20 protein-coding genes and 1 riboswitch are annotated in these 20,549 nt (G+C 38.5%); of the genes, 7 read left to right on the top strand and 13 right to left on the bottom strand.

Going from position 1 to position 20,549, the window contains the following annotated elements; genetic code table 11:
* Positions 1-21 precede the first annotated feature (21 nt).
* Entirely contained in the window at positions 22-222 is a 201-nt protein-coding gene (gene cspD, locus GS400_RS07105; RefSeq protein ID WP_027445556.1) for a cold-shock protein CspD, read from the top strand.
* Between the two features lie 61 nt (positions 223-283).
* Here the strand turns inward: cspD and GS400_RS07100 are convergent, their stop codons facing one another.
* Complete coding sequence (locus GS400_RS07100; RefSeq protein WP_160100342.1) at positions 284-1,225, bottom strand: arginine deiminase family protein; 942 nt, start codon at positions 1,223-1,225, stop codon at positions 284-286.
* A gap of 137 nt (positions 1,226-1,362) precedes the next feature.
* On the opposite strand from GS400_RS07100, the gene GS400_RS07095 reads away from it, so the two are divergent.
* Both GS400_RS07095 and GS400_RS07090 read left to right on the top strand, forming a co-directional pair.
* On the top strand, positions 1,363-2,667 hold the full coding sequence (locus GS400_RS07095; RefSeq protein WP_160100340.1) for an amino acid permease: 1,305 nt from the start codon (positions 1,363-1,365) through the stop codon (positions 2,665-2,667).
* A gap of 126 nt (positions 2,668-2,793) precedes the next feature.
* On the top strand, positions 2,794-3,750 hold the full coding sequence (locus GS400_RS07090) for an LptM family lipoprotein (RefSeq protein ID WP_160100338.1): 957 nt from the start codon (positions 2,794-2,796) through the stop codon (positions 3,748-3,750).
* Between the two features lie 38 nt (positions 3,751-3,788).
* On the opposite strand, the gene GS400_RS07085 is transcribed toward GS400_RS07090, so the two are convergent.
* From GS400_RS07085 to GS400_RS07075, 3 genes are all read right to left on the bottom strand, one after another.
* On the bottom strand, positions 3,789-4,559 hold the full coding sequence (locus tag GS400_RS07085; protein ID WP_236561183.1) for a YqcI/YcgG family protein: 771 nt from the start codon (positions 4,557-4,559) through the stop codon (positions 3,789-3,791).
* 66 nt (positions 4,560-4,625) lie between these two features.
* Positions 4,626-5,255 (bottom strand): LysE family translocator, encoded by a 630-nt coding sequence (locus GS400_RS07080; protein ID WP_160100336.1) that lies wholly within the window; start codon positions 5,253-5,255, stop codon positions 4,626-4,628.
* 314 nt (positions 5,256-5,569) lie between these two features.
* Complete coding sequence (locus GS400_RS07075) at positions 5,570-6,208, bottom strand: spore coat protein (protein ID WP_160100334.1); 639 nt, start codon at positions 6,206-6,208, stop codon at positions 5,570-5,572.
* Between the two features lie 141 nt (positions 6,209-6,349).
* Between GS400_RS07075 and GS400_RS07070 the strand changes: the two genes are divergently transcribed.
* Positions 6,350-6,886, top strand: a complete 537-nt coding sequence (locus tag GS400_RS07070; RefSeq protein WP_160100332.1) for a CotY/CotZ family spore coat protein — start codon at positions 6,350-6,352, stop codon at positions 6,884-6,886.
* Positions 6,887-6,925: 39 nt separating this feature from the next.
* Here the strand turns inward: GS400_RS07070 and queE are convergent, their stop codons facing one another.
* Genes queE through queC form a run of 3 tightly spaced genes read right to left on the bottom strand, consistent with a single transcriptional unit; the run spans position 6,926 to position 8,803 of the window.
* Positions 6,926-7,657 (bottom strand): 7-carboxy-7-deazaguanine synthase QueE, encoded by a 732-nt coding sequence (gene queE / locus GS400_RS07065; protein ID WP_160100330.1) that lies wholly within the window; start codon positions 7,655-7,657, stop codon positions 6,926-6,928.
* Positions 7,650-8,138: a 6-carboxytetrahydropterin synthase QueD gene (queD, locus tag GS400_RS07060; RefSeq protein ID WP_027445548.1), complete on the bottom strand. Its 489-nt coding sequence runs from the start codon at positions 8,136-8,138 to the stop codon at positions 7,650-7,652. Before queD ends, queE begins: the two co-directional genes overlap by 8 nt.
* Positions 8,135-8,803, bottom strand: coding sequence for a 7-cyano-7-deazaguanine synthase QueC (gene queC / locus GS400_RS07055; protein ID WP_160100328.1), 669 nt, complete (start codon positions 8,801-8,803; stop codon positions 8,135-8,137). Before queC ends, queD begins: the two co-directional genes overlap by 4 nt.
* Positions 8,804-9,178: 375 nt before the next feature.
* Between queC and GS400_RS07050 the strand changes: the two genes are divergently transcribed.
* Both GS400_RS07050 and GS400_RS07045 read left to right on the top strand, forming a co-directional pair.
* Positions 9,179-10,669: a BCCT family transporter gene (locus tag GS400_RS07050; protein WP_160100326.1), complete on the top strand. Its 1,491-nt coding sequence runs from the start codon at positions 9,179-9,181 to the stop codon at positions 10,667-10,669.
* Positions 10,670-10,718: 49 nt separating this feature from the next.
* Positions 10,719-11,084 (top strand): hypothetical protein, encoded by a 366-nt coding sequence (locus tag GS400_RS07045; RefSeq protein WP_160100324.1) that lies wholly within the window; start codon positions 10,719-10,721, stop codon positions 11,082-11,084.
* A gap of 49 nt (positions 11,085-11,133) precedes the next feature.
* Here the strand turns inward: GS400_RS07045 and GS400_RS07040 are convergent, their stop codons facing one another.
* The 3 genes from GS400_RS07040 to ade all read right to left on the bottom strand — a co-directional run bounded on the left by GS400_RS07040 (position 11,134) and on the right by ade (position 14,171).
* Positions 11,134-11,313: a hypothetical protein gene (locus GS400_RS07040; RefSeq protein WP_160100322.1), complete on the bottom strand. Its 180-nt coding sequence runs from the start codon at positions 11,311-11,313 to the stop codon at positions 11,134-11,136.
* Between the two features lie 167 nt (positions 11,314-11,480).
* A complete protein-coding gene (locus GS400_RS07035) occupies positions 11,481-12,302 on the bottom strand; it encodes a 5'-methylthioadenosine/adenosylhomocysteine nucleosidase (protein ID WP_160100320.1) in 822 nt (273 codons plus the stop codon).
* Between the two features lie 123 nt (positions 12,303-12,425).
* Positions 12,426-14,171: an adenine deaminase gene (gene ade / locus GS400_RS07030; RefSeq protein WP_160104541.1), complete on the bottom strand. Its 1,746-nt coding sequence runs from the start codon at positions 14,169-14,171 to the stop codon at positions 12,426-12,428.
* Between the two features lie 123 nt (positions 14,172-14,294).
* A riboswitch (purine riboswitch) is annotated at positions 14,295-14,396 on the bottom strand.
* A 175-nt stretch (positions 14,397-14,571) separates the two neighbouring features.
* Here ade and GS400_RS07025 point away from each other — a divergent pair.
* On the top strand, positions 14,572-15,957 hold the full coding sequence (locus GS400_RS07025; protein ID WP_160100318.1) for an NAD(P)/FAD-dependent oxidoreductase: 1,386 nt from the start codon (positions 14,572-14,574) through the stop codon (positions 15,955-15,957).
* A 51-nt stretch (positions 15,958-16,008) separates the two neighbouring features.
* Here GS400_RS07025 and GS400_RS07020 read toward each other — a convergent pair whose 3' ends face one another.
* The 3 genes from GS400_RS07020 to GS400_RS07010 all read right to left on the bottom strand — a co-directional run bounded on the left by GS400_RS07020 (position 16,009) and on the right by GS400_RS07010 (position 20,549).
* Positions 16,009-16,380: a hypothetical protein gene (locus tag GS400_RS07020; protein WP_236561240.1), complete on the bottom strand. Its 372-nt coding sequence runs from the start codon at positions 16,378-16,380 to the stop codon at positions 16,009-16,011.
* A gap of 43 nt (positions 16,381-16,423) precedes the next feature.
* A complete protein-coding gene (locus GS400_RS07015) occupies positions 16,424-17,023 on the bottom strand; it encodes a hypothetical protein (protein ID WP_160100316.1) in 600 nt (199 codons plus the stop codon).
* 118 nt (positions 17,024-17,141) lie between these two features.
* Positions 17,142-20,549 (bottom strand): TIM-barrel domain-containing protein, encoded by a 3,408-nt coding sequence (locus GS400_RS07010; protein WP_160100314.1) that lies wholly within the window; start codon positions 20,547-20,549, stop codon positions 17,142-17,144.

Here is a 20,549-nt window from a genome sequence, read left to right as displayed (position 1 = left end):
ATAGCACCTGGAGGAATTGAAATGAACAAAGGTACAGTAAAATGGTTTAACGCAGAAAAAGGCTTCGGTTTCATCGAAGTTGAGGGTGGAGACGATGTATTCGTTCACTTCTCTGCAATTCAAGAAGAAGGTTTCAAATCACTAGAAGAAGGTCAAACTGTTACATTCGACATCGAAGAAGGTAACCGTGGACCACAAGCTTCTAACGTAGTTAAGCAGTAGTCTTACTACCAATAAAGGACTTCTCATTATGAGAAGTCCTTTTTTTAATGCTCTATTATAGTTAAGAACGAATAAGTGGCAGCGTCATGCAACGAATACCTCCACCACCCTTTTCTAACTCTTCTACATCAATTTTGATCACTTGCTTCTTTTTTAAATTTAATTCTTTTGAAAAAATCTTCTGATTGGCCTGCGTGCTGACCAAAAGGGTTTCTGGATCTAAGTTAAGAAAATTTATATCAGCTACGGTGTTATTCACACTTGATGTGTACATCACTTCAATCTTATGACGTGCCAGAAAATCATGAATCATCATGTATTGCTTCCCTTCTCTTGTAACAATCTGCACAGGCAAATAACGCATATAGGACTTGGCGAGCAAAATGTCTCCCCCCACCATATTGCAATTCATATCTAAATGAAGGGTGTCTGCTCTTCTAGGTAAATCAATCATTCCAATCTCAGAAAAACCAGCATCGAATATAGCTTGTTTTCTGTGCTCTACACTTTCGATACTTGTTCGCATACCTACATTAATGAATACTGCATCTCGATTTAAAATCAGTACATCCCCAAATTCTATAGGATGCTTTTGGCTAGCCCCTTCATACAAAAACACATCTTCTTCAAACCAATTCTTCATCAACTGATGAGCTTGAACATATTCTGGTTTTCGCATTGAAGTTCCTGCTACCCCAGGTAATACCGTTTCTCCAAATACGCATGCTAGGTCTCGAACAAAATATCGATTTAATAACTTCTCATTTAAATCTCGAGACTCTTTTGGTAAATAGTCAGCATAATCAATGACTTTCACTCCTGCCTTTTCCATGGCACGGACCATTTTTTCATGGTTTTTGTACGCCTTTTTTCGATCCACTGGTTTTTCCCATTGTACATCTGTTGCGGTTTGTTGATTAGGAATATTCCAAACAGAAGGTGCTGTTACAACTACAGTTTTAAGCTCACCATGTTCACTCCAACAATTCGGTTTTATCGTCATGTGTCATTCTCCTTTAAAAAACTCTCCAACTTTACCTTTTCCATTGAGAGAAAAAACATGCTAAACCCTGCGCTTTTACACATAATCCCTTCTACTACTCCTCAAACTAAAAGCATTATATATCGGGAGAGAAGATTATGAAAAATGATCACAAAAAACTGGAGTGGTGGCAGCTATCCTTATTTGGTGTAGGCTGTATTATCGGAACAGGTTACTTTCTAGGGTCGAGCATCGCTATTGAAAAAAGCGGTCCATCATTCATCCTTGCTTTTATCCTAGCTGGGTTTGGCACCATAATTGTATTTAGCGCTCTCGCTAAACTAACAGCTGATCATCCCGAACAAGGATCTTTCAGGACCTATTCGAGGCAGGCTTTTGGCCCTTGGGCTGGTTTTTGTAGCGGGTGGGTCTATTGGTCCTCTGAGATGCTCATCATGGGAAGTCAATTGACAGCGCTCGGACTCTTCTCCAAGTTTTGGTTTCCGAACATTCCTCTTTGGATTATCGCAACCGTGTTTGCTGCTATCGGATTGGTGATTATTTTAATGGGAGTGCAACAAGTTGAACGGATGGAGAACCTCTTCGGGATTATGAAATTTGCTGCTATTGTCATGTTTATCATTCTGGCAGTTTTAGCATTATTGGGCCTGTTAGATCGTGGAGATCACTCTGTATCTGTTTCTTCAAGTTTGGACTTGTTTCCGAACGGGTTACGTGGCATTTGGGGAGCACTTATTTATGCTTTTTTTGCATTCGGCGGTATTGAAGTGATGGGACTAATGGCAAGTGATTTAAAAAATCCTAAAGAAGCACCTAAGTCTGGGACACTTATGTTACTTACCTTAACGATTCTTTATGTTCTTTCTTTCATCCTTGTTTTATTTCTTGTTCCTTGGACGGATATTTCAGCTGATGAGAGTCCATTCCTTACTGCTTTAAACAGTTATGATTTGAGCTGGGTATCGCACTTTTTTAATGCAATTCTAATTATTGCTGGATTCTCGACTCTAGTCGCCTCACTTTATGCAGTCACTTTCATGTTGGTGACCATGTCTGAAGAAGGCGATGCTCCCTCCTTCTTTTCGAAAAAAGGGAAGCTCAACATTCCGCTTCCTGCTTTTGGGCTCACGATACTTATGATGGGTGTCTCCATTTTATTAGCATTCCTCTTACCTGAAACCTTGTTTGAATATGTAACGACTGCTGCAGGACTTATGCTGTTGTATGCTTGGGTATTTATTTTGATTTCGTATCGGAAGTTGATGGAGTTATCTTTAGTGGAACACATAATGACTTGGATAGGTTGTGTGCTTATCTTTCTTGGAATATCAGGTACACTTTTAGACCAAATCAGTCGGCCTGGTTTTTTTGTTAGTTTGTTGTTTTTGAGTGTAATCGGAGGGGCAAGTTATGTAATGCATAAAAAGAAGGGAGGGATTTAATTCGTCTGCCCCTCTTTCTCCTCTAATTTATCAAATAATTCCACAAGGTAATAATTTCTTATTTCATAATTATTACAATCATGTTACATTAACCCTCAGTGTAAATAACATACAGGGGGAGTCAACATGAAAAAATTAATAAGTTTACTATCTGTAACAACACTATTATTCGTACTTACCGCCTGCGGACAGTCAGCAAAAGAAACATATGTCAAAGCATATGAAGGATTTATGGATGCAAAAACATACGAAACAAGTTCAACAATTGACGTGAACGTTCAGTCAGAAAAAATGAACAATGCTCCAAATGCTCAAATGTTTTTAGGCCTCATCAATAATGCTGAAATTAAAGCTGATGTGCGCGTTGATACTAAAAAAGAAATTACAGAAGCTGTACTACATATCAAAACGAGTCAGGGCCCTATGTCTTTCAACCTTGATGTTCCCATGCATATCAACATGAAGAAGCAGAAAGTGTACATCAAAACCGAAACGATTAAACAAGCCATGAGCATGGTACCTATGCTACCTGTTTCACCTGACTTTCAATTCGAAAAAGAATACGTGGCTTTAGATGCAAGAGCATCTACAAAAAATAGTGATCAGAAACAACTCCAAGAACAATACAATAAACAGATGATGGACATGATTAAATCACTATCTGAAGACCGATTTACGAAAAATGAAAATCAGATTGAACTGGACTTAAAAGGAAATCAAGTTAAAGATTTAATCATATCACTAGTTGAATCTTCAATAAAAGAGAACAACCAGTTACCTCAAGGTGCTAGCAAGGAAGAGATTGAGAAAAGCTTAGAAGATGTGTCATTCAACAAATTTTCCATGCAAACAACAATTGAAGATAACCAACTAAAGAAAGAAGACATTTCAATTGAAATGGAAGCTAGTGAAACTGGTCAACAAGGCACTATTATGCTCAATGTAACAAATCAATATAAAAGCATTAACGAAGAGATCGAATTTACTATGGACCCAACAGAAGAAAATACGATGACTCAAAAACAATTTGAAGAAAAACTTAATGAACTTATGATGAAGTCCATGATGCCTGCTGGGCAGTAAGAAAGGCGTATTAAAAAGAGCTAAATCCATATAGAGATTTAGCTCTTTTTTATTCCCAATCCTCTAATCTTCTCCTTCATTCTCATGAAAGGACACTTGCTTGGTGTTGTTTCATCCTCATGTAAAAAGTATTGCTTCCATTCGTGATTATCTTTTTGTCCGTACCATTTCAAATCCGGGTGTGGCGTCATACCATCATAATCCTCAAGTCTCTCTCGAATTACTTTTTTCATTTTACGCCCAAGTGTAGTGGAATCATTTAGTTCTTCAAAAACCCATCTTGGTTGGAAGGCGAGCATGAAGTAAGGAAATGAACGGCTTTTGCGTTGCTTATGTGCAGGAGTAGCACAAAATGAGAAGTAGGGCTCTCCGTCAAAACAAAATTCCCACTCATGATGGGATGGATCTTCAGGTATTCCCTCAGGCCAAGGTTTTTTATCTTGTTCATGGACCTGACTCAAAATGGACCAAAATAAGGTTTGATAGCAATCAACATCTGTATAGTCTTTTTCTAGTTCTCTTGAATCAAAAAATATGACCAGCGAGGCATACTTGCCTGTGTCTCGCGAAATGTCACCATAAGTTCTTAATAGATGAGCAAGATGTTTGATTGATGTATCGTTTCGAGGATCACCTACAAACCCAAAACGAAGGGAATTGGCTAAAAAACCTTGCTTTCCTGGGAGACAAGGATAGGGATTATCCCCATCTAGCATCATGGATGAAAAGTGATGAAACGCTGACCATTGCCAGTGTTCTAATTGATCAGGTGTTTCCTCTATGCAACTTTTAGTATATAAAGATGACACAAAACGTCCCTCCTTTAGGCTTCACGTTTATCCTATTAAGAGGGACTCATATGGGTGTCTGTCTAATTATAAGAATAATAACTGAAAAGCTTGTGCTCCAAAATACAATCCAAATCCAATGAGGATGACACCAGCTATGATGGAGATCCATTGTAAAACTTTATGATTAAACCATTTCCTTGCCCCTGTCGCAACACTTGCCATGGTTAGATCCCACAGCGTAATTCCTACAAAAATCCCCGAACTGTAGAGAAGAAGTTGGATATTGCTGTATGAATCTGCTGTTTTCGCTAAGACAGAACCATAAATCCCAAGCCAAAACAAAATATTGAGTGGGTTTGAAACCGCCATAAAAAACCCTGTTCTGAAGGATTTTCCCTTTGTTTCACTACGATCATAGGTGTCGCTGTTCTTCGTTGATTTAGAATTGATGATACTCTCCACACCTGTGTAGCATAATACGAAAAAACCGAACAACCAGAGGAACGTTTTGATTAGAGGCGTGTCCAAAAATTGCGCCACACCATAATAAATGAGGAGCATGAATAAGGCATCTGCAATCATACCTCCAATCCCTACTAACCATGCGTGCATAAAACCAAATCGTATACCTTTATCCAGTTGAGCTGCATTAATCGGACCAACTGGTGCTGATAGTGATAATCCTAACAATATGTAACTGAAGAAAATACCCATAGGGACCACCTTTATTTCTCTTTTGCACTAATGTATTCGGACGAGCTGGTATGTATTAATTATTCTTGTTTATGTACGTGACTTCCTATTTGGTTCAGGCGGTTTTCTTTTGAGTTCAGGCGATCCTTGATTGATTCAGGCGGTTCCACCTTGGATTCAGGCGGTGCCTCTTGCTTTCAGGCGATTCTCGGTCAGATTCAGGCGGTTCCCCTTGCATTCAGGCGATCCTCAATCAGATTCAGGCGGTTCCCCACCTGCTCCATCAAAAGAAAAGCTGGATATAAGCACATATCTTACATCCAGCCCTACATGATTTACATTAACGGTTTGTTCTGACCTTGTACAGGAGCATAGCTTTGAAGCATGTTATTCATGTCTTGTTGAGCTAATTGTGGAACTTGATAGTAACCGTGTTTATTTTGATAAAGGAAGATCTCGTATCCCATCTCAATTAAGTTCGGTACACTATCAGCAATTTCACGACGTAGTACTGGGTTAGTCATTTCTAAGGCCGTCATGGACATTAGAGAAGCCAAGGACTTAACCTGACCTAGCATATAAGCTGATAATCCTTGGTCAGATAATTCTTGAATGGATTGGTTAGGCTTTTTAGGTTTTCCTGGCTTCACACCATAAACGGTATCGTTATTTTGCTGCATTTTGTATTGCTGTGTTGGTACAGTTGGATCTTGTCCTGATTTAAAACTTTCTACAATCGTATTATATAGCTGCGTCATGAACGTGTATTGACGGTTCAAAATGCTTTTTAACTCTTGGTCTTGTATGTGTTGATCATACATCTGGTACTGGTCCAGCATACTTATAATAGATGCGATGACTTCATGAGCATCAAACATTTCATGTCCACCATGGTTCATGCTTTGTTGCTGCATGTTCGGTGGCATCTGCATTCCATTTTGACCCTGAGTATTCATCTGATTTTGATTTGGCATTAAGGTCCCTCCTATAAAATCACATTCATGATTAGGATGGCTCGTTACACAGGAACCATGCTAGGTAATTCTTTACTCTGTATAACATTCTAGGATATATCTACATATGATGTTAGTACCTAGGTGAAAGGAGGGTTTTTAATGAGTTGTTCTAATGGTAAGAGTGAGTGTGTTTGTGACAAAGTAAGAGATATTGTCAGAGCTCAAGATGCTGTTGATGATAACAACTGTGACTCAAGCTGTGATCAATCAATAAATGATTTGTTATCACCTACAGGTGGAAATGGCACTGCCACTACTGTTCCATTTACACTTTTATGTAAAGGTACTTGTGAGTACTTTATTGGTAAAGGCATATTTGAAGGACCAATCGGTGGTTCAGGAAACACGTTTTTTGGATGTGTAGAATCACCCGTTTTCCGTGCCAAAAGCTTCGAGGATGATGATGAGTGCTGCGTGAAGCTTGAACTGCTGTTACCGGTTACAGAAGGTGGAGGTAGACCAGGTCCAAAAGATGATTTATGCGGATTCTTCCCCGGACGTAGCATTCGTGACTTTCAAGCAACTGGTATTTGCTTCACAGTTGACTTGAATTGCTTCTGTGGTATTCAATGTTTACCAGCTATCACACCACTACCTGCATCTGAATTTTCACCAGATGAAGATGAAAAAAAATAAAAAAACCCAACATGCTAAAACATGTTGGGACTACATAAATTAAACGCCTCGACTATTCCCCCATACAAATGTATGAAGCTGTGGTAAAACGCGCACGTTATTCATACGGGCCTCTTCCATCGTTTTGTCGATAAGCCATTCATATTTATTAAGAAGATCTCGTGTTAAGTTATCGTCATCCGTGGTGCTTGTATCATCGTTACCAACTTGTAAAAAGAACGGTACATCAGGATAACGCTCATGAACACCAACAGCATATTCGAAGTCTTCATCATCAAATACGACGACCTTCAAACTCGTATGCTTTTCAACACGATCCTTTAATCTCAATTCATCTATAATCGCATCCAATTTCGTAAAGTCGGTTTTCATCTTAGAACTTGGAGGTTTAGGTGAGATCGTTAAATCATCAATGTCTACCATCCAGTCCTGCCATTTGGATCCTTGTGTTTCAAGTGCTACTTCGATGGAACGATCATGCAGCTGTTCAACAAGTGCACCCATTCCAGCAAGTAACGCAGGGTTTCCGCCAGAGATCGTAACATGATTGAATCGATCTCCACCGAGCTCAATTAATTCATTAAAAATGTCTTCTGCAGACAGCTTACGAATTTCATCTTTTGCTGATCCGTCCCAAGTAAAAGCGGAATCACACCAACTGCAGCGATAGTCACATCCTGCTGTGCGGACGAACATCGTTTTTCGTCCAACGACCATTCCTTCACCTTGAATCGTTGGTCCGAAAATTTCTAATACAGGTAGTTTACTCAACTTCCATCCACTCCCTTTTTACTTCAGCATAGCTTGTTGGAGTTTCAAAAAGGCGAACAAACTCAACACGGGCACCATCGTATTGATCCTCGCGATTTTTCAGCGATTCACTCATTTTTTCATAAATCCAAACTACCATATTTTCAGCCGAAGTATTCATTTTTGGAAGGGTCTCATTCAGGTAACGATGGTCCAGGTATATTTCGATTTCATTTTTCCAAATCTCTTTAATATCACCAAAATCAATGACAAGACCAATGTCGTTTACAAAGCCACTGATCCCAAAAACGACTTTATACGTGTGACCGTGAAGGTTTTTACATTTTCCTTCATAACAATGCAGGTGGTGAGCTGCATCAAAAGTGAACTCCTTGCTTACCATAACACGTTTATTATGATACTTGAGCTCAGAACGTTGAATATCCTGATCAATTTTTTCAAGGTCTTCTACAATACGAAATCCAAACATGCCTTCACTCATGATTTCGCCTCCTCTTCAACAGATGCTAGATACTCATCTAAGCCAGCACGGCGCAATTCACATGCTGGGCATTCGCCACAACCATCCGCAATGACACCGTTATAGCACGTTAGCGTCTTCTCACGAACAAATTCAAGAGCATCCAATTCATCAGCTAGTGCCCACGTTTCTTTTTTGTCTAACCACATTAGTGGCGTGTGGATCACAAAGTCTTGATCCATTGATAGGTTAAGCGTAACATTCAAGGATTTCACGAATGCATCGCGACAATCTGGATAGCCACTGAAATCTGTTTCACATACGCCAGTGATGATGTGTTTCGCTCCAACCTGGCTTGCTAAGACACCGGCAAAAGATAAGAATAATAGATTACGTCCAGGTACAAAGGTGGATGGTAATTCGCCATCTTCTCCGTCTTTCACTTCAATATCATCACGTGTTAACGCGTTTGGCGCTAGTTGGTTTAAAAGCGCCATATCTAAAATGTGATGTTTGACATGCACTTCTTCTGCAATATTTTTAGCACACTCAATCTCTAGAGCGTGACGCTGATTATAATTAAAGGTTACAACTTCTACTTCATCAAAATGCTTCATTGCCCAGAAAAGGCATGTGGTACTGTCCTGACCACCACTAAATACAACAACTGCTTTTTTATTCGTCATGTTGCTTTCTCCTTTGTTAAAAAGAAAAACAGCACACCTAAGACCAGGAATGCTGTTATCTTAGTTTTTTTTATAACGTTACCATCTTGTTCAAAGAAATGGATAACCTTATAAGAAAAACATCAAAACCCACCATTTTGGGTGAATTTTGTGTTTTTCTAAGAGGGTTTAGCTAGAACCTCTCTCGCCGTTTGCGAGCTATTTATATGTCCTTTATGAATTCTACTAGAGGTTAAGGATAATAGCAAATTGATATTTTTCCCACAGAATGAATCTTTCTCAAGAATGTGAATCAGGAAGGAGAGCTTGTCATATTCAACCGATCAACCTCATACATTCATTTAATACGGAAGTATGTTTGTAGGGGGTACATTTATGAAAAAATCGGTAATGGATTGGCCCTTCTTTCTATTAGCCGTGGGGCTTCTTTTGCTAATGAGTGGGCTGATCTTTCTCTACCCCACCCAAATCCATGATTATTTTGCTGTGATTCGTCAGCAGCTAAATGAAATTGTTGGGATTGTGTACATATGGATTGGGATGTGCTCTCTAGCTTTTTTATTGTGGGTGGCGTTTAGTCGATATGGACGTATTCAACTATCCAGAAACCGTGGGATTTTACCTCGATTTTCGAATTTTAGCTGGATTGCCATGATCTTTTGTGCGGGTGTCGGATCAGGCGTAATTTACTGGGGGACGATTGAGTGGGCCTATTATTACATGAATCCCCCGCTCGGTCTCATGCCGGAAACTACACCGGCTGTGGAATGGAGCGCTGCGTACGGACTCTTCCATTCAGGGCCCACAGCTTGGGCAATTTATTGCTTACCCGCCCTCCCTATTGCATATTTGTATCATGTAAAAGGAGTATCGGTTTTAAAAATCAGTGAAGCTTGCCGTCCTGTATTAAAGCATTATGCAGACGGGATCTTGGGTAAGTTTATCGACTTATGTTTTGTATTGGGATTATTAGGAGCAGCGGGGACGTCTCTTGGGATTTCCATACCGATGATGGCTGCTGGTGTTGAAAAAGTAACAGGCATTGAGCATAACTTCATGTTAGATCTCGCTCTACTTTTTATTTGTACAAGCGTGTTTGCGGTAAGTGTTTATTCGGGGTTAGATAAAGGGATAAAACGCTTGAGTGATTTGAATGTGTACCTCGTTGTTTTGCTGTTGTTCATTGTCATTATTTTCGGACCGACCATTTTCATACTTGAAGTGTCCACAAATAGTGTTGGTCTCATAATGAATAACTTTTTTAGATTGAACACTTGGATCGATCCGATTGCAAAATCTGGCTTCCCAGAAAAGTGGACGATCTTCTTCTGGGCTTGGTGGATTGTGTATGCCCCTTTCATTGGTCTATTCATTGCCAAGGTTTCCGAGGGACGAACTATAAAACAGATGATTTTTGGAACTCTCATCTTTGGTTCACTTGGGTGTTGGATTTTCTTTTTCGTATTAGGGAATTACGGGCTGTTTCTTCAAATGAATCAAGAACTATCCATACCTATCATGATTCAAGAAGGTCTTGCTTATGAAGCGATTATTACAATCATCGACACCCTTCCACTTGGATCGGTCATGGTGTCTCTCTTCACCATTCTCGCCATTATTTTTATGGCCACAACATTTGATACTTCGTCTTATATGCTAGCAGCTGTAACCCAAAAACGAGTGGATGAAGACCCAGTGCGATGGAACCGATTGTTTTGGGCATTCGCATTAGCGATCCCACCTACTGCTTTATTATTTATTGGTGGATTAAACACGCTACAAACGGTAACGGTTTTAGTTGCACTTCCTGGCTGCGTCATTATGGTGTTATTGACGATGTCATTTTTAAAACTGGTGGATGAATAATGAAGGAATAACTCTAATTTTCACGTCATTTCTTTGAAAGGAGATCATTTTGAAGACAAAACTATTTTCGATTTCTGTTGCAGGGCTTTTGTTACTTGGGGGTTTTGGGTTTAGTGAGGATATCAATGAGTTGAGTCTTAAAAAGAAAAGCATTAATTATAAAGTAAAATCTGCTAGCGTAGATCACGTTTCATTGACCAATGAGGATGCCGAAGATTTCGTGAGACAGCTTTTAAACATAACAGAAAACTCTAATTTACGAGTTGAATATGATCATATGAATGAACAGTATTACGTCATTCATGTATATGAATTGGTTAGAGAAGGAAATCGCTCGCACACAGCTACGTTGAATTGGTACTTGATAGATAAGGAAACTGGAGACTTTACGACGTTGATGGAGCTATTCAAATAAAGGATTTAAATAGGAGCTATTCATAAATAGCTCCTATTTTGTGTACCTTTTAATAGCCCCCATTACTGTTAATATCTTCATAACGTTCAAGCTCTGCATAAGCTTTGTCACGATACTTATTACGATCTACATTCTCTCCAGCGTTATCATTCTTCTTCCTTTTTATATCTACCAAAATGGCTATTCCAAAAATCACAATAAGTGGACTTAACATGTATAACCAAATCATTTCCATTCCTCCCTATTTTTAATAAAGCTCTTAAATTGATATAGGTGTGCATCAAAGAAAGGATGTTTAATTGGTATACGATAGGCTTTCGAAATCGTTTCACAAATGTAAATAAAAACCAAAAAACCAACTCCTTTTTAAAAGAGTTGGTTTTTTGGTGTGGTTTATTACTTTTTCTCACTCATACCTTTAAGAATTTCTTCAATCACATGACTAGAATTCTTCGCAGCTTCTTCCACAAAGTTTTCTTGTATGGATGCTGCTTCTTCCCCAGCATCATCAGAAGCAGAACGAATAACGACATACGGAATTTCATTTAGGTAAGCTACTTGTCCTACAGCTGCACCTTCCATTTCAACAACGTAAGCATTAAATGTGTCATAGATCCACTCGGTTTTCTTTTTGCTCGCAATGAATTGATCTCCCGTTGCAATGCGGCCTTTAAAAACATCTACATAATCAGGCAAATCTTCGGTACCTTTCATTGCTAAATCTACAAGTTTCTCATCGGCTTTGAAGAACCTTGGATCCATTCCTGGAATTTGTCCGGGTTTGAATCCTTTTGCAGTTTCATCCATATCATGGTGGACAGTTTCCGTTGAGATTACAATATCACCAAGTCCCAGATCAGGATGAATTCCTCCTGCTACTCCTGAGTTAATTAAGGCATCTACATCAAACTCACTAACTAGCGTCTGAGCTGCTACAGTTGCATTGACCTTTCCAATTCCAGACTGAACAAGGACGATATGTTGGCCATTCAGTTCACCTTCGTAGTATGTAAGCTTTCCTTTTTCCACTGTATCTTGGACATCCATGTGAGATCGTAATATATCAATTTCAACTTCCATAGGACCAATAATACCGACTGTTTTTTCTTCCTTCTTTGTTGCTGCAGAAGTATTGGATTGTTCCTGACTACAACCTGAGATAATAAGTAGGATTGTTAATAATCCAATGATGTTTTTAGTAAAAGTTTGAATGTTCATGCTAGCACTCCTTTTCTACTTGACGAATGTTTTTATTGTTTTATTTTAAAACGTTCGTTTTAAATTCTATTATTTATCAATTGTTTTGACAATACATATTTCAAATTCATTAAAAACGAATATTCATTCACCTTCTATTGACATATGTTTGTGTTTTGTCACATCGTAAAGACCCTTATCCGTTAACTTCAACTCTGGTATTACGGGTAGGGTTAAAAATGACAAAGTTAAAAAAGGATTAAACGACGCATCTTGTTTCATCACATACTGTAAGGAGTTATGAAGGTGATGTAACTGTTGATTGACTGTGCTGTAATCCTTTTTTGACATTAACCCACCTATACCAAAAGGGATAGATGCAAGGATCTCACTGTCTTTTGCAACAACTAATCCGCCATTTACTTCCTTCAAATGGATAATGGCTAATAGAATATCATGATCGTTCGTACCTGCTACGACTAGATTGTGAGAATCATGAGCGACCGTTGAGGCAATCGCACCTTCCTCAAGATATAATCCTTTCACAATACCTAGCCCTATATTTCCTGTTCTCTGATGTCTTTCGATAACTGCTAATTTTGCTTGATCTCGATCAAAAGATGGAAGGAAAAGGCCATTTTGCTCATCAACATCCATAACTAGTTTGTTCGTTAGAAGACAATTAGGGATAACTTCCATTACATGCGCTTTTTTCGAAGACGTGACCGGTATTTGTAAGTCTTCTAGGTTTATATCAAGCAAGTTCACTGAATTCGTAATGGAAGTTCGAGGTTCAATTGATGGTGAATCTTCCCCTACATATTCTCCTCCAAGCGATACACACATACCTCCTTTATACACTTCATTTATTCGAATCGATTCCAGATCATCAAGAAGTAAAAAATCCGCCTCATAACCTGGAGCTATTGCGCCCTTATGTTCTAAACCGTAACACTGAGCTGCATTCAGTGTAGCCATTTGAATCGCCTGAATCGGTTCAGCTCCGTGTTGGATACTTAAGCGAACATTGTGATCAATGCTTCCTTCACTAATCAGCTCGTCCAGCCCTTTATCATCCGTACAAAACAGAAAGCGATGAGCGTTACGAGGATTCACAACTGAAATGATGGAGGTTAAATCTTCTGAAGCTGACCCTTCTCGAATCAAAACATGCATCCCTCTTCTCACTCGATCCAGTGCTTCTTCTCCTGTATTACATTCATGGTCTGTACGAATTCCTGCTGCATTATAAACATTTAGTTCATTTGGTCCAAAACCTGCTGCGTGTCCGTCAATATTAAGTTTGAGCTTAGAAGCGTTTAAAAGCTTTTCCACCATATCCTCTGAAGCATTGGCTACTGAAGGGTAATCCATCACTTCAGCTAAACCAATCACATCTTTTTGCTCATAAAAAGGAGCTAATTGATTCGCCGCTAAATGGGCTCCATTATTCTCCATAGGTGTAGCTGGAACACTTGAAGGAGCCATAAAGTAAACATCTAATAAGCTGGTTTGGGCATCCTCAATCATAAATTGGATACCTTCCTCCCCAGATACATTAGCAATTTCATGAGGATCTGTGATTACGGATGTCACGCCATGAGGAATAACTACTTTGGAAAACTCACTAGGTGTGACCATTGAAGATTCAATATGCACATGCCCATCTATAAAACCAGGACAGACATATTTCCCCTGAGCATCAATCGTTCGTTCTCCATCGAACTCACCCAGCCCAGCGATCATACCATCTACTATAGCTACATCCACTTCTACAATATCTTGGTTAAATACATCTATAATCCGACCATTTTTTATCACGACATCTGCTGGTTGTTGCTTGTTTGCTACTTTAATTCGTTTACGTAGTTGTTCTTTTTGATTGGTCATGGTCATGGTGTTACCTCCTGTTCCTATTAAAAAAACTCTAGGCAAAGTACCTAGAGTTTGACAAAGAGGAGTCGATTGAATCGTTTTCTCAAGATGACATAGGTCACCTCTACGAAAACAGACTTACCCAATCCATCCCCTCGTAGTCAAACTATTTACGGTAGTTTGGTAGATACTTTTGGACCTTATTTCCAACGTTATACGAGTGGTTTCTTATTCGTTATTTTGTTTGTAAAAAGTATTGTTTCATATTTTATATAGGACACATGAAAGAGTCAATGCCTTTTTCCAAACACATATAAAATTTTTCTTATTCCTGAACTGAGACTTCTAATTAGGTATAGCTTAACGAAAGGAACAAATTACGATACACTTGAATCTAATAGAAAGGGGTCATTCGATGTACGATATTACTATTATCGGAGCTGGCGTTAGTAGCGTATTTCTAGCTTATAAGCTTCAAGAACAAAACAAAAACCTTAACATACATATCATCGATAAAGGAAAACAATTAGAGGATCGAGTGTGTCCATTAGATCATGGAGGAAATTGTAATTGTGAGGCTTGCCCCAAATACTATGGCTTTGCTGGACTAGGTAAATCAGAGGGAAAATTTAATTACACAAATGATTTTGGAGGACAACTCGGAGATAAAATTGGTGAGCAGGAAACACTTGAACTCATGGATGAAGTGGATCAAATACTCTGTTCTTACGGCGCGGATCAAATTGAAAAGTACAGCACCCAAAACCCTGGATTAGAGCGAGAAGCAAAGAAATATGGTTTGGATGTTCTCTCTACATCCGTAAGACATCTTGGAACAAAACTGGCTACGAATATTTTTCAAAAACTCTTTGATGACCTCAAGGAGTTCATCTCATTTACTTTTGAAGCTGATGTTCAATCTATTTCTAAGTCAGATAATGGTTTCTACATTCATACAAATCAAGGATCCTTTCACTCTTCAAAAATTGTATTGGCTACAGGTATGAGTGGTAGCGAATGGATGCAAAAACAATGTACATCACTAGGAATTCAACCGAGTCGAACAAGAGTAGATCTGGGATTAAGAATTGAGATGAACCGTAAACAATTGAACCCATTACTCAAACATACTTTTGAAACAAAACTTCGCTATCGAGGTGAAGATTATGAAGCAACTACCTACTGTATGAACCCAGGTGGCCGTATTATTCGAAAACACCAGGCTGGACTCGTTATGGCAGATGGACAAAATTACGGAGAAAAAACCGAACAAACGAAGAACTTGAATTACTCGCTTTTTATCCCTCGATATTTTGATACCTACGAAGAAGCGAGAACCTACTCGCGTTCTATTATTGAAGGAGTCAATCAAGATAAAGGTCGTATTGTCGTTCAACGTCTGGGGGATTTATATAACCAAGAAGCTACTACACAAAAGAGTATTGAAGATAATTCTATTAGACCCTCACTCGATGAAATAGAACCGGGGAATTTAATAGAAGAAATGCCCGAATTATATCTTCGAGCCTACCTCGATATGGCTGAAGCTATAGAAGGTTTAATTGGTGAGAAGCTTAGTGAAGACACCCTCCTTTATGCCATGGATGCCAAGTTTTATGAACCAAAAGTAGAAACCAACAAAACCTTTGAATCTAATATTCCCAACCTCTTCTTAGTCGGTGATTGCTCAGGAGATACACATTCCTTATCACAAGCAGCTGCCTCCGGACTATTTCTCGGGAAATATTTGTCGAATGTTGCTGATAAACAGTTCAAGCAAGCAGAAAAGCATCACCATTAATGGCTCAGAGATCAGCTCATCCTCTGGGCTTTTCTCTACTTGTTAAACAACTCACTCCCCAAGCATGAGCAAATACCGTTTTTCCTTCCCCTTATAGGAAACAATTAAAATATCTCTTCTTTCTTTTGGAACAAAAATTTTAGCTCCGTTAGGTAATTTTGTTGCCATACCTCCTGATATAACACCAATTTGCTCGCCTTTTGTTAAATCCCTTTCCTCAATCCAATTAACGCCTGTTTTGTACACTTTTCCTTGAAATTCAAATAGATCGGCATCAGGATTGCCTTTTAATACTTGTTCCTTACTTAATGTCCCACCCATACCTTCCCCTGGTGAGTGACTTTGTTTTATCGACAACTGCCCAGTTAAGGAAAAAAGGAACAGGATTATTAGAAAGGATGATATCCCTATGTATATAAGCACCTTCAAAATCAAGACCTCCTGAATTCACAATATAAATACTCATCTATTCATTCTCATTACGAATATCCTTTGGAACGCCATTTATCTCATCCCATATGCTTGGTAATTCATCTAGCTCCTTATTCATTGCTTGAATAATACGTTTAATTTCCCCATCAGATTTAATATCACCCCAACTCTTACCACCAGCCTCTTTCCTTATATCAATAAGATACCTATGCATGATATCAAAGCCGTGTCTCATAACCTTGATCCGTTCTATGTCATCTTTGGGGAACTCATCATAATGACCTTCCATCAATAAATAGTGGATAAATCTTTCTGCATCGCTCCATTTTCCTTGATAATTATAACTATCGAACTCACGAAAATTCATTACATTATTGCGTAAATAACTACGATTGACTACTCCTAAATCTTGATAAGCTGTTATCAACGCTTCTTTAGCATCCTCTTTTTGTTTTACTTCTAAAGCATGTATCCCTTGATATACCTCTCTAGACTGCACAAAGTCTGTATCAAGAAATTGCATGAATAATAATTTTTGCCTCTCATTCTGCTTAGCATTTTGTTGTTGAATATATATAAATTGAGAAACAATGATTACAATCAGAAAGATGACAATCCAATTTTTCTTGTTCACACTCTCCCGCCCCTTTTGCGTACTTTTAGCCAATATAATCTACGAACCATAAATTGTAAACATATTCATAAAAAAACAGCTATCAATTTACTGACAGCTGTTTTTCATAATGATGTTTTTATACATAATAAATAGAGTCATTCTCACGCTCTAACTTTTCACATGGATAACCATTCAATGTAACCTTTTCATAATGATCTAAATGTTTAGTAATGATCACCCTAGTTTCTTCAATCCCCACAACATTAATAACTCTATTTTCATCTATTTTTACTTTCCATTCATTACCCAGATGATCTGAAACACACTGACTTAACTCCTTACCAGGATATAAATGTAGTGTGGGTACCTCATAAGCGGTTGTGTCATTCCCAACCCATGATCCCCATTTTAACTCTTCACTAAGATTGCTAACGAGGATAGTTCCCTTTTTCACATAAACGGGAATGTCCATGAAGGAAGCTTTTACTTTTCTATAACAAGGACCAGTTATGCTTTCATTCGTAAACAGGTGTATCCATTCACCCTCTGGAAAATAAACTTCACGTTCTTCTGCACCCTCTTGAATGATAGGTGCAACCATTAAGTTTTCTCCGAAAAAGTACTGATCAAAAATGTCATAAACCTTTGTATCATCGGGATACTCCATAAACAAAGACTTCATTAGAGGGACTCCTGTTCTTGTTGCTTTTCGAGCCTGTTCATAAATATAAGGCAATAGATTCATTCTCAAATTTGCATAATATCGATAACCTGATATGGCTCTTTCATCTCCAGTACGATCTGCAATATTCCAAGGGGTTCGATCCTGGTTGAATTCCGCTTTACTTTCAGCATGATATTGCATAATTGGACAAAAAGCAGCCATTTGAGCTGAACGAATAAATAATTCAACTGTTGGAATGTCTCCATTAAAACCTGCTAAATCCCAACCCCACATGGATATGCCTGATATCCCCGAAGAAAGACCAGCTATTAAAGAATTTCGAAATGCATCAAAGGTTGACCGTTCATCTCCTGCCCAGTGCGCTGGAATAGTTTGTGCTCCTGTATAACCAGCACGACTAAATGTTAGAGCATCTCCGTTATGATAGTCAGTTGCAAAACGATAATAAGCCTCAATATAATCATTGGGATACTGATTTCGCATATCATGCCCGGTCGAACCATTATAAAACGTTGTATTTCGACCAAACACAAACTCTCCCCCATCGGTTTTAAAACCATCGACACCGATATCAAGTAAATACTTACGTTTATCAAACCACCATTTAGACCCATTCGGATTGGTAAAATCCATTAATAAACTCTCTTTAAACCACCCCTCAGGCATGCGATAAGGATTGCCGTCTTCATCTTTCACCGTGTATCCCTGCTCAATCATAAATGCTTCATCATTATCTTTTTGAGGATGATGTTGACGGTTTAAATACTTTTGTATCGGAATTTGCCATAGTATGGCCTTCAACCCATTGTCATGTAAATATTCCATTAAACCTTTAGGATCCGGCCAGCGTCCCCATTTCGGAAAATGATAATCATCATAGCGATGTACTTCGTTCCCTGGCTTAACCTCGTATTCTGCATCATTAAAAATATAGTAAGTTGCTTCATCACTCCATTGCTCCATAACCAAAACCGTTGAAGGAATTTGTAAGTCATTGGTTTGTTTCACTTGCTCACGTACAATCGAATCTCGATCCCAATTATTACTCGACATCCATGGACCGAAAGCCCATACAGGTGGTAAAACAGCTTCACCTGTCTCTTCCGTAAACGAAGCCACAACTTGCTTAGGATTTCCTATAAACAGATTAAACTTTTGGTTTAATGTTGATGATGCTATATCACATCGAATATGAAGACGATCACTAAAATGATGAGCAAAATCAAACACAGAATAATGTTCGGTTTTCAAATGTAGTCCATAGCCTTCAGAACTTATATAGAATGGGACAGGGATATATGTTCTACTCCCTTGATCTCGATATTGATTGTAAACATAGCAATCTATTTCATCACCACGGTACTCTAGCTTATGGTACCTTTCCCCCAATCCGAAAAAACGCTCTTCTAGAGGAGAATGGAAATTCCAGCATACTTGATGAACAAAACCATCCTCGTTTTGTAGCCACTCAACTAGAGGGAACGTTTCTTCAGGATAACTTTGCAAGAAGACTTGATCACCTTTATACAACTGAATCCTTTTTCCTTGTTCTTGTACAGTGACCGAATAATTTTGAAGAGTAAAATGTAGATCTTCACTTTCAATTTTCAGCAGATTAATTTCTGGAGCATCAATTGTTATGCCAAACTGACTGCCTTGTTTTTCAAAGTACATATAAATAGACTTTCCGGAGTAAGTAGTATCCCCTTGTAACCATAGAATGTTTTTATCTTCATAATAGGAATGAATTCTAGTTAATCCATACTTTTTCAGAGGCTTGAAATGATAGATATCACTTTTCACTTTCTTACCCTTAACCGTAGCTTCAAACCAATACATCACTGGATCAAGCGTTTCAAAGTCACCTAGGGGAGCCTCCCATACTTCATCACCTTGTAATTCTTTTAATGTACTTGGAATCACACGTATATCTTCTCCCTGTTGTACTTTTAGGTGGACATCAATTTCTTCTCCTTTCTCAACACCATGTACCTGATTAAAAACATATACGTTATCTCCAACTTCAGGGTTCCTTGGTTTACGTTCAAACACTTGTTGGTCATAGGGGTTGTCATTTCCATATGGTTGATGGTGTATGGTAATTTCATCTTGTTTTAGCTGTTCCTCCATGTACACGAGTACAATGCTTTTCAAAGTATTATAGTACTCCGGTTTTTCTGGGGTTTTCTCGGCAATATCAAAATACATCTTTGCTTTATTCGTTGTACCTTTTTCATAAAAGTACCAAGAAAGCATAAGAGCACTTTCTGATGAGGGTTGCGTATCCCCTCTATATCGATAAACACCCTCTTTTGTAACAAGACGATCTTCCATCTCTTTAACCGCTTCAACCATTACAAGGTCTTCAGGAGAAAACAGCCCGAATGGCATCACAGTATATAATAAATCCGTTGAGACTTCCTTTATTTCTCTCGATCGGACTAACATACCTCCATCAAGATGATACTGAAAAATGGAATCTCTTAAGCTCGTAATCGTTGGCTGGACAGATGTGTATCCAATGTTTTTCAATCCTAATAAGGCTGCATAAACCATTCCTAATGTAGAGGTATGAATCTGATCGTTCAGTTGATCCCAAACATTCGATTGAGGAGTATCCCATTTATTTTGAAGAAAAGATATCCCCTCTTGAATCGATTGTTCATATTCTTCAAGTAAGAAAGTGTCTTCAAAACGTTCAACTTGTTCAGCTATTGCCCATAACCACAAAGCCCAGTCTATTATGTCATTAGATGAAGTGGGAACGGAGGATTGTAGTTTTTGTTGAGCTAATTCTTGTTTCTCTTCAAGTTGATCATAGTGAATATCAAAAGGAGTATGAATTTCTTTCACCTTCAT

It is taken from the genome of Pontibacillus sp. HMF3514 (assembly GCF_009858175.1).
Taxonomy (GTDB): domain Bacteria; phylum Bacillota; class Bacilli; order Bacillales; family BH030062; genus Pontibacillus.
This window is presented reverse-complemented; position numbering and strand designations above follow the sequence as displayed.

Coding starts and splice junctions, on each gene's coding strand:
- cspD (WP_027445556.1), top strand. CDS start 22: ATGAACAAAGGTACAGTAAAATGGTTTAACGCAGAAAAAGGCTTCGGT.
- GS400_RS07100 (WP_160100342.1), bottom strand. CDS start 1,225: ATGACGATAAAACCGAATTGTTGGAGTGAACATGGTGAGCTTAAAACT.
- GS400_RS07095 (WP_160100340.1), top strand. CDS start 1,363: ATGAAAAATGATCACAAAAAACTGGAGTGGTGGCAGCTATCCTTATTT.
- GS400_RS07090 (WP_160100338.1), top strand. CDS start 2,794: ATGAAAAAATTAATAAGTTTACTATCTGTAACAACACTATTATTCGTA.
- GS400_RS07080 (WP_160100336.1), bottom strand. CDS start 5,255: ATGGGTATTTTCTTCAGTTACATATTGTTAGGATTATCACTATCAGCA.
- GS400_RS07075 (WP_160100334.1), bottom strand. CDS start 6,208: ATGCCAAATCAAAATCAGATGAATACTCAGGGTCAAAATGGAATGCAG.
- GS400_RS07070 (WP_160100332.1), top strand. CDS start 6,350: ATGAGTTGTTCTAATGGTAAGAGTGAGTGTGTTTGTGACAAAGTAAGA.
- queD (WP_027445548.1), bottom strand. CDS start 8,138: ATGAGTGAAGGCATGTTTGGATTTCGTATTGTAGAAGACCTTGAAAAA.
- queC (WP_160100328.1), bottom strand. CDS start 8,803: ATGACGAATAAAAAAGCAGTTGTTGTATTTAGTGGTGGTCAGGACAGT.
- GS400_RS07050 (WP_160100326.1), top strand. CDS start 9,179: ATGAAAAAATCGGTAATGGATTGGCCCTTCTTTCTATTAGCCGTGGGG.
- GS400_RS07040 (WP_160100322.1), bottom strand. CDS start 11,313: ATGATTTGGTTATACATGTTAAGTCCACTTATTGTGATTTTTGGAATA.
- GS400_RS07035 (WP_160100320.1), bottom strand. CDS start 12,302: ATGAACATTCAAACTTTTACTAAAAACATCATTGGATTATTAACAATC.
- ade (WP_160104541.1), bottom strand. CDS start 14,171: ATGACCAATCAAAAAGAACAACTACGTAAACGAATTAAAGTAGCAAAC.
- GS400_RS07025 (WP_160100318.1), top strand. CDS start 14,572: ATGTACGATATTACTATTATCGGAGCTGGCGTTAGTAGCGTATTTCTA.
- GS400_RS07010 (WP_160100314.1), bottom strand. CDS start 20,549: ATGAAGGTGAAAGAAATTCATACTCCTTTTGATATTCACTATGATCAA.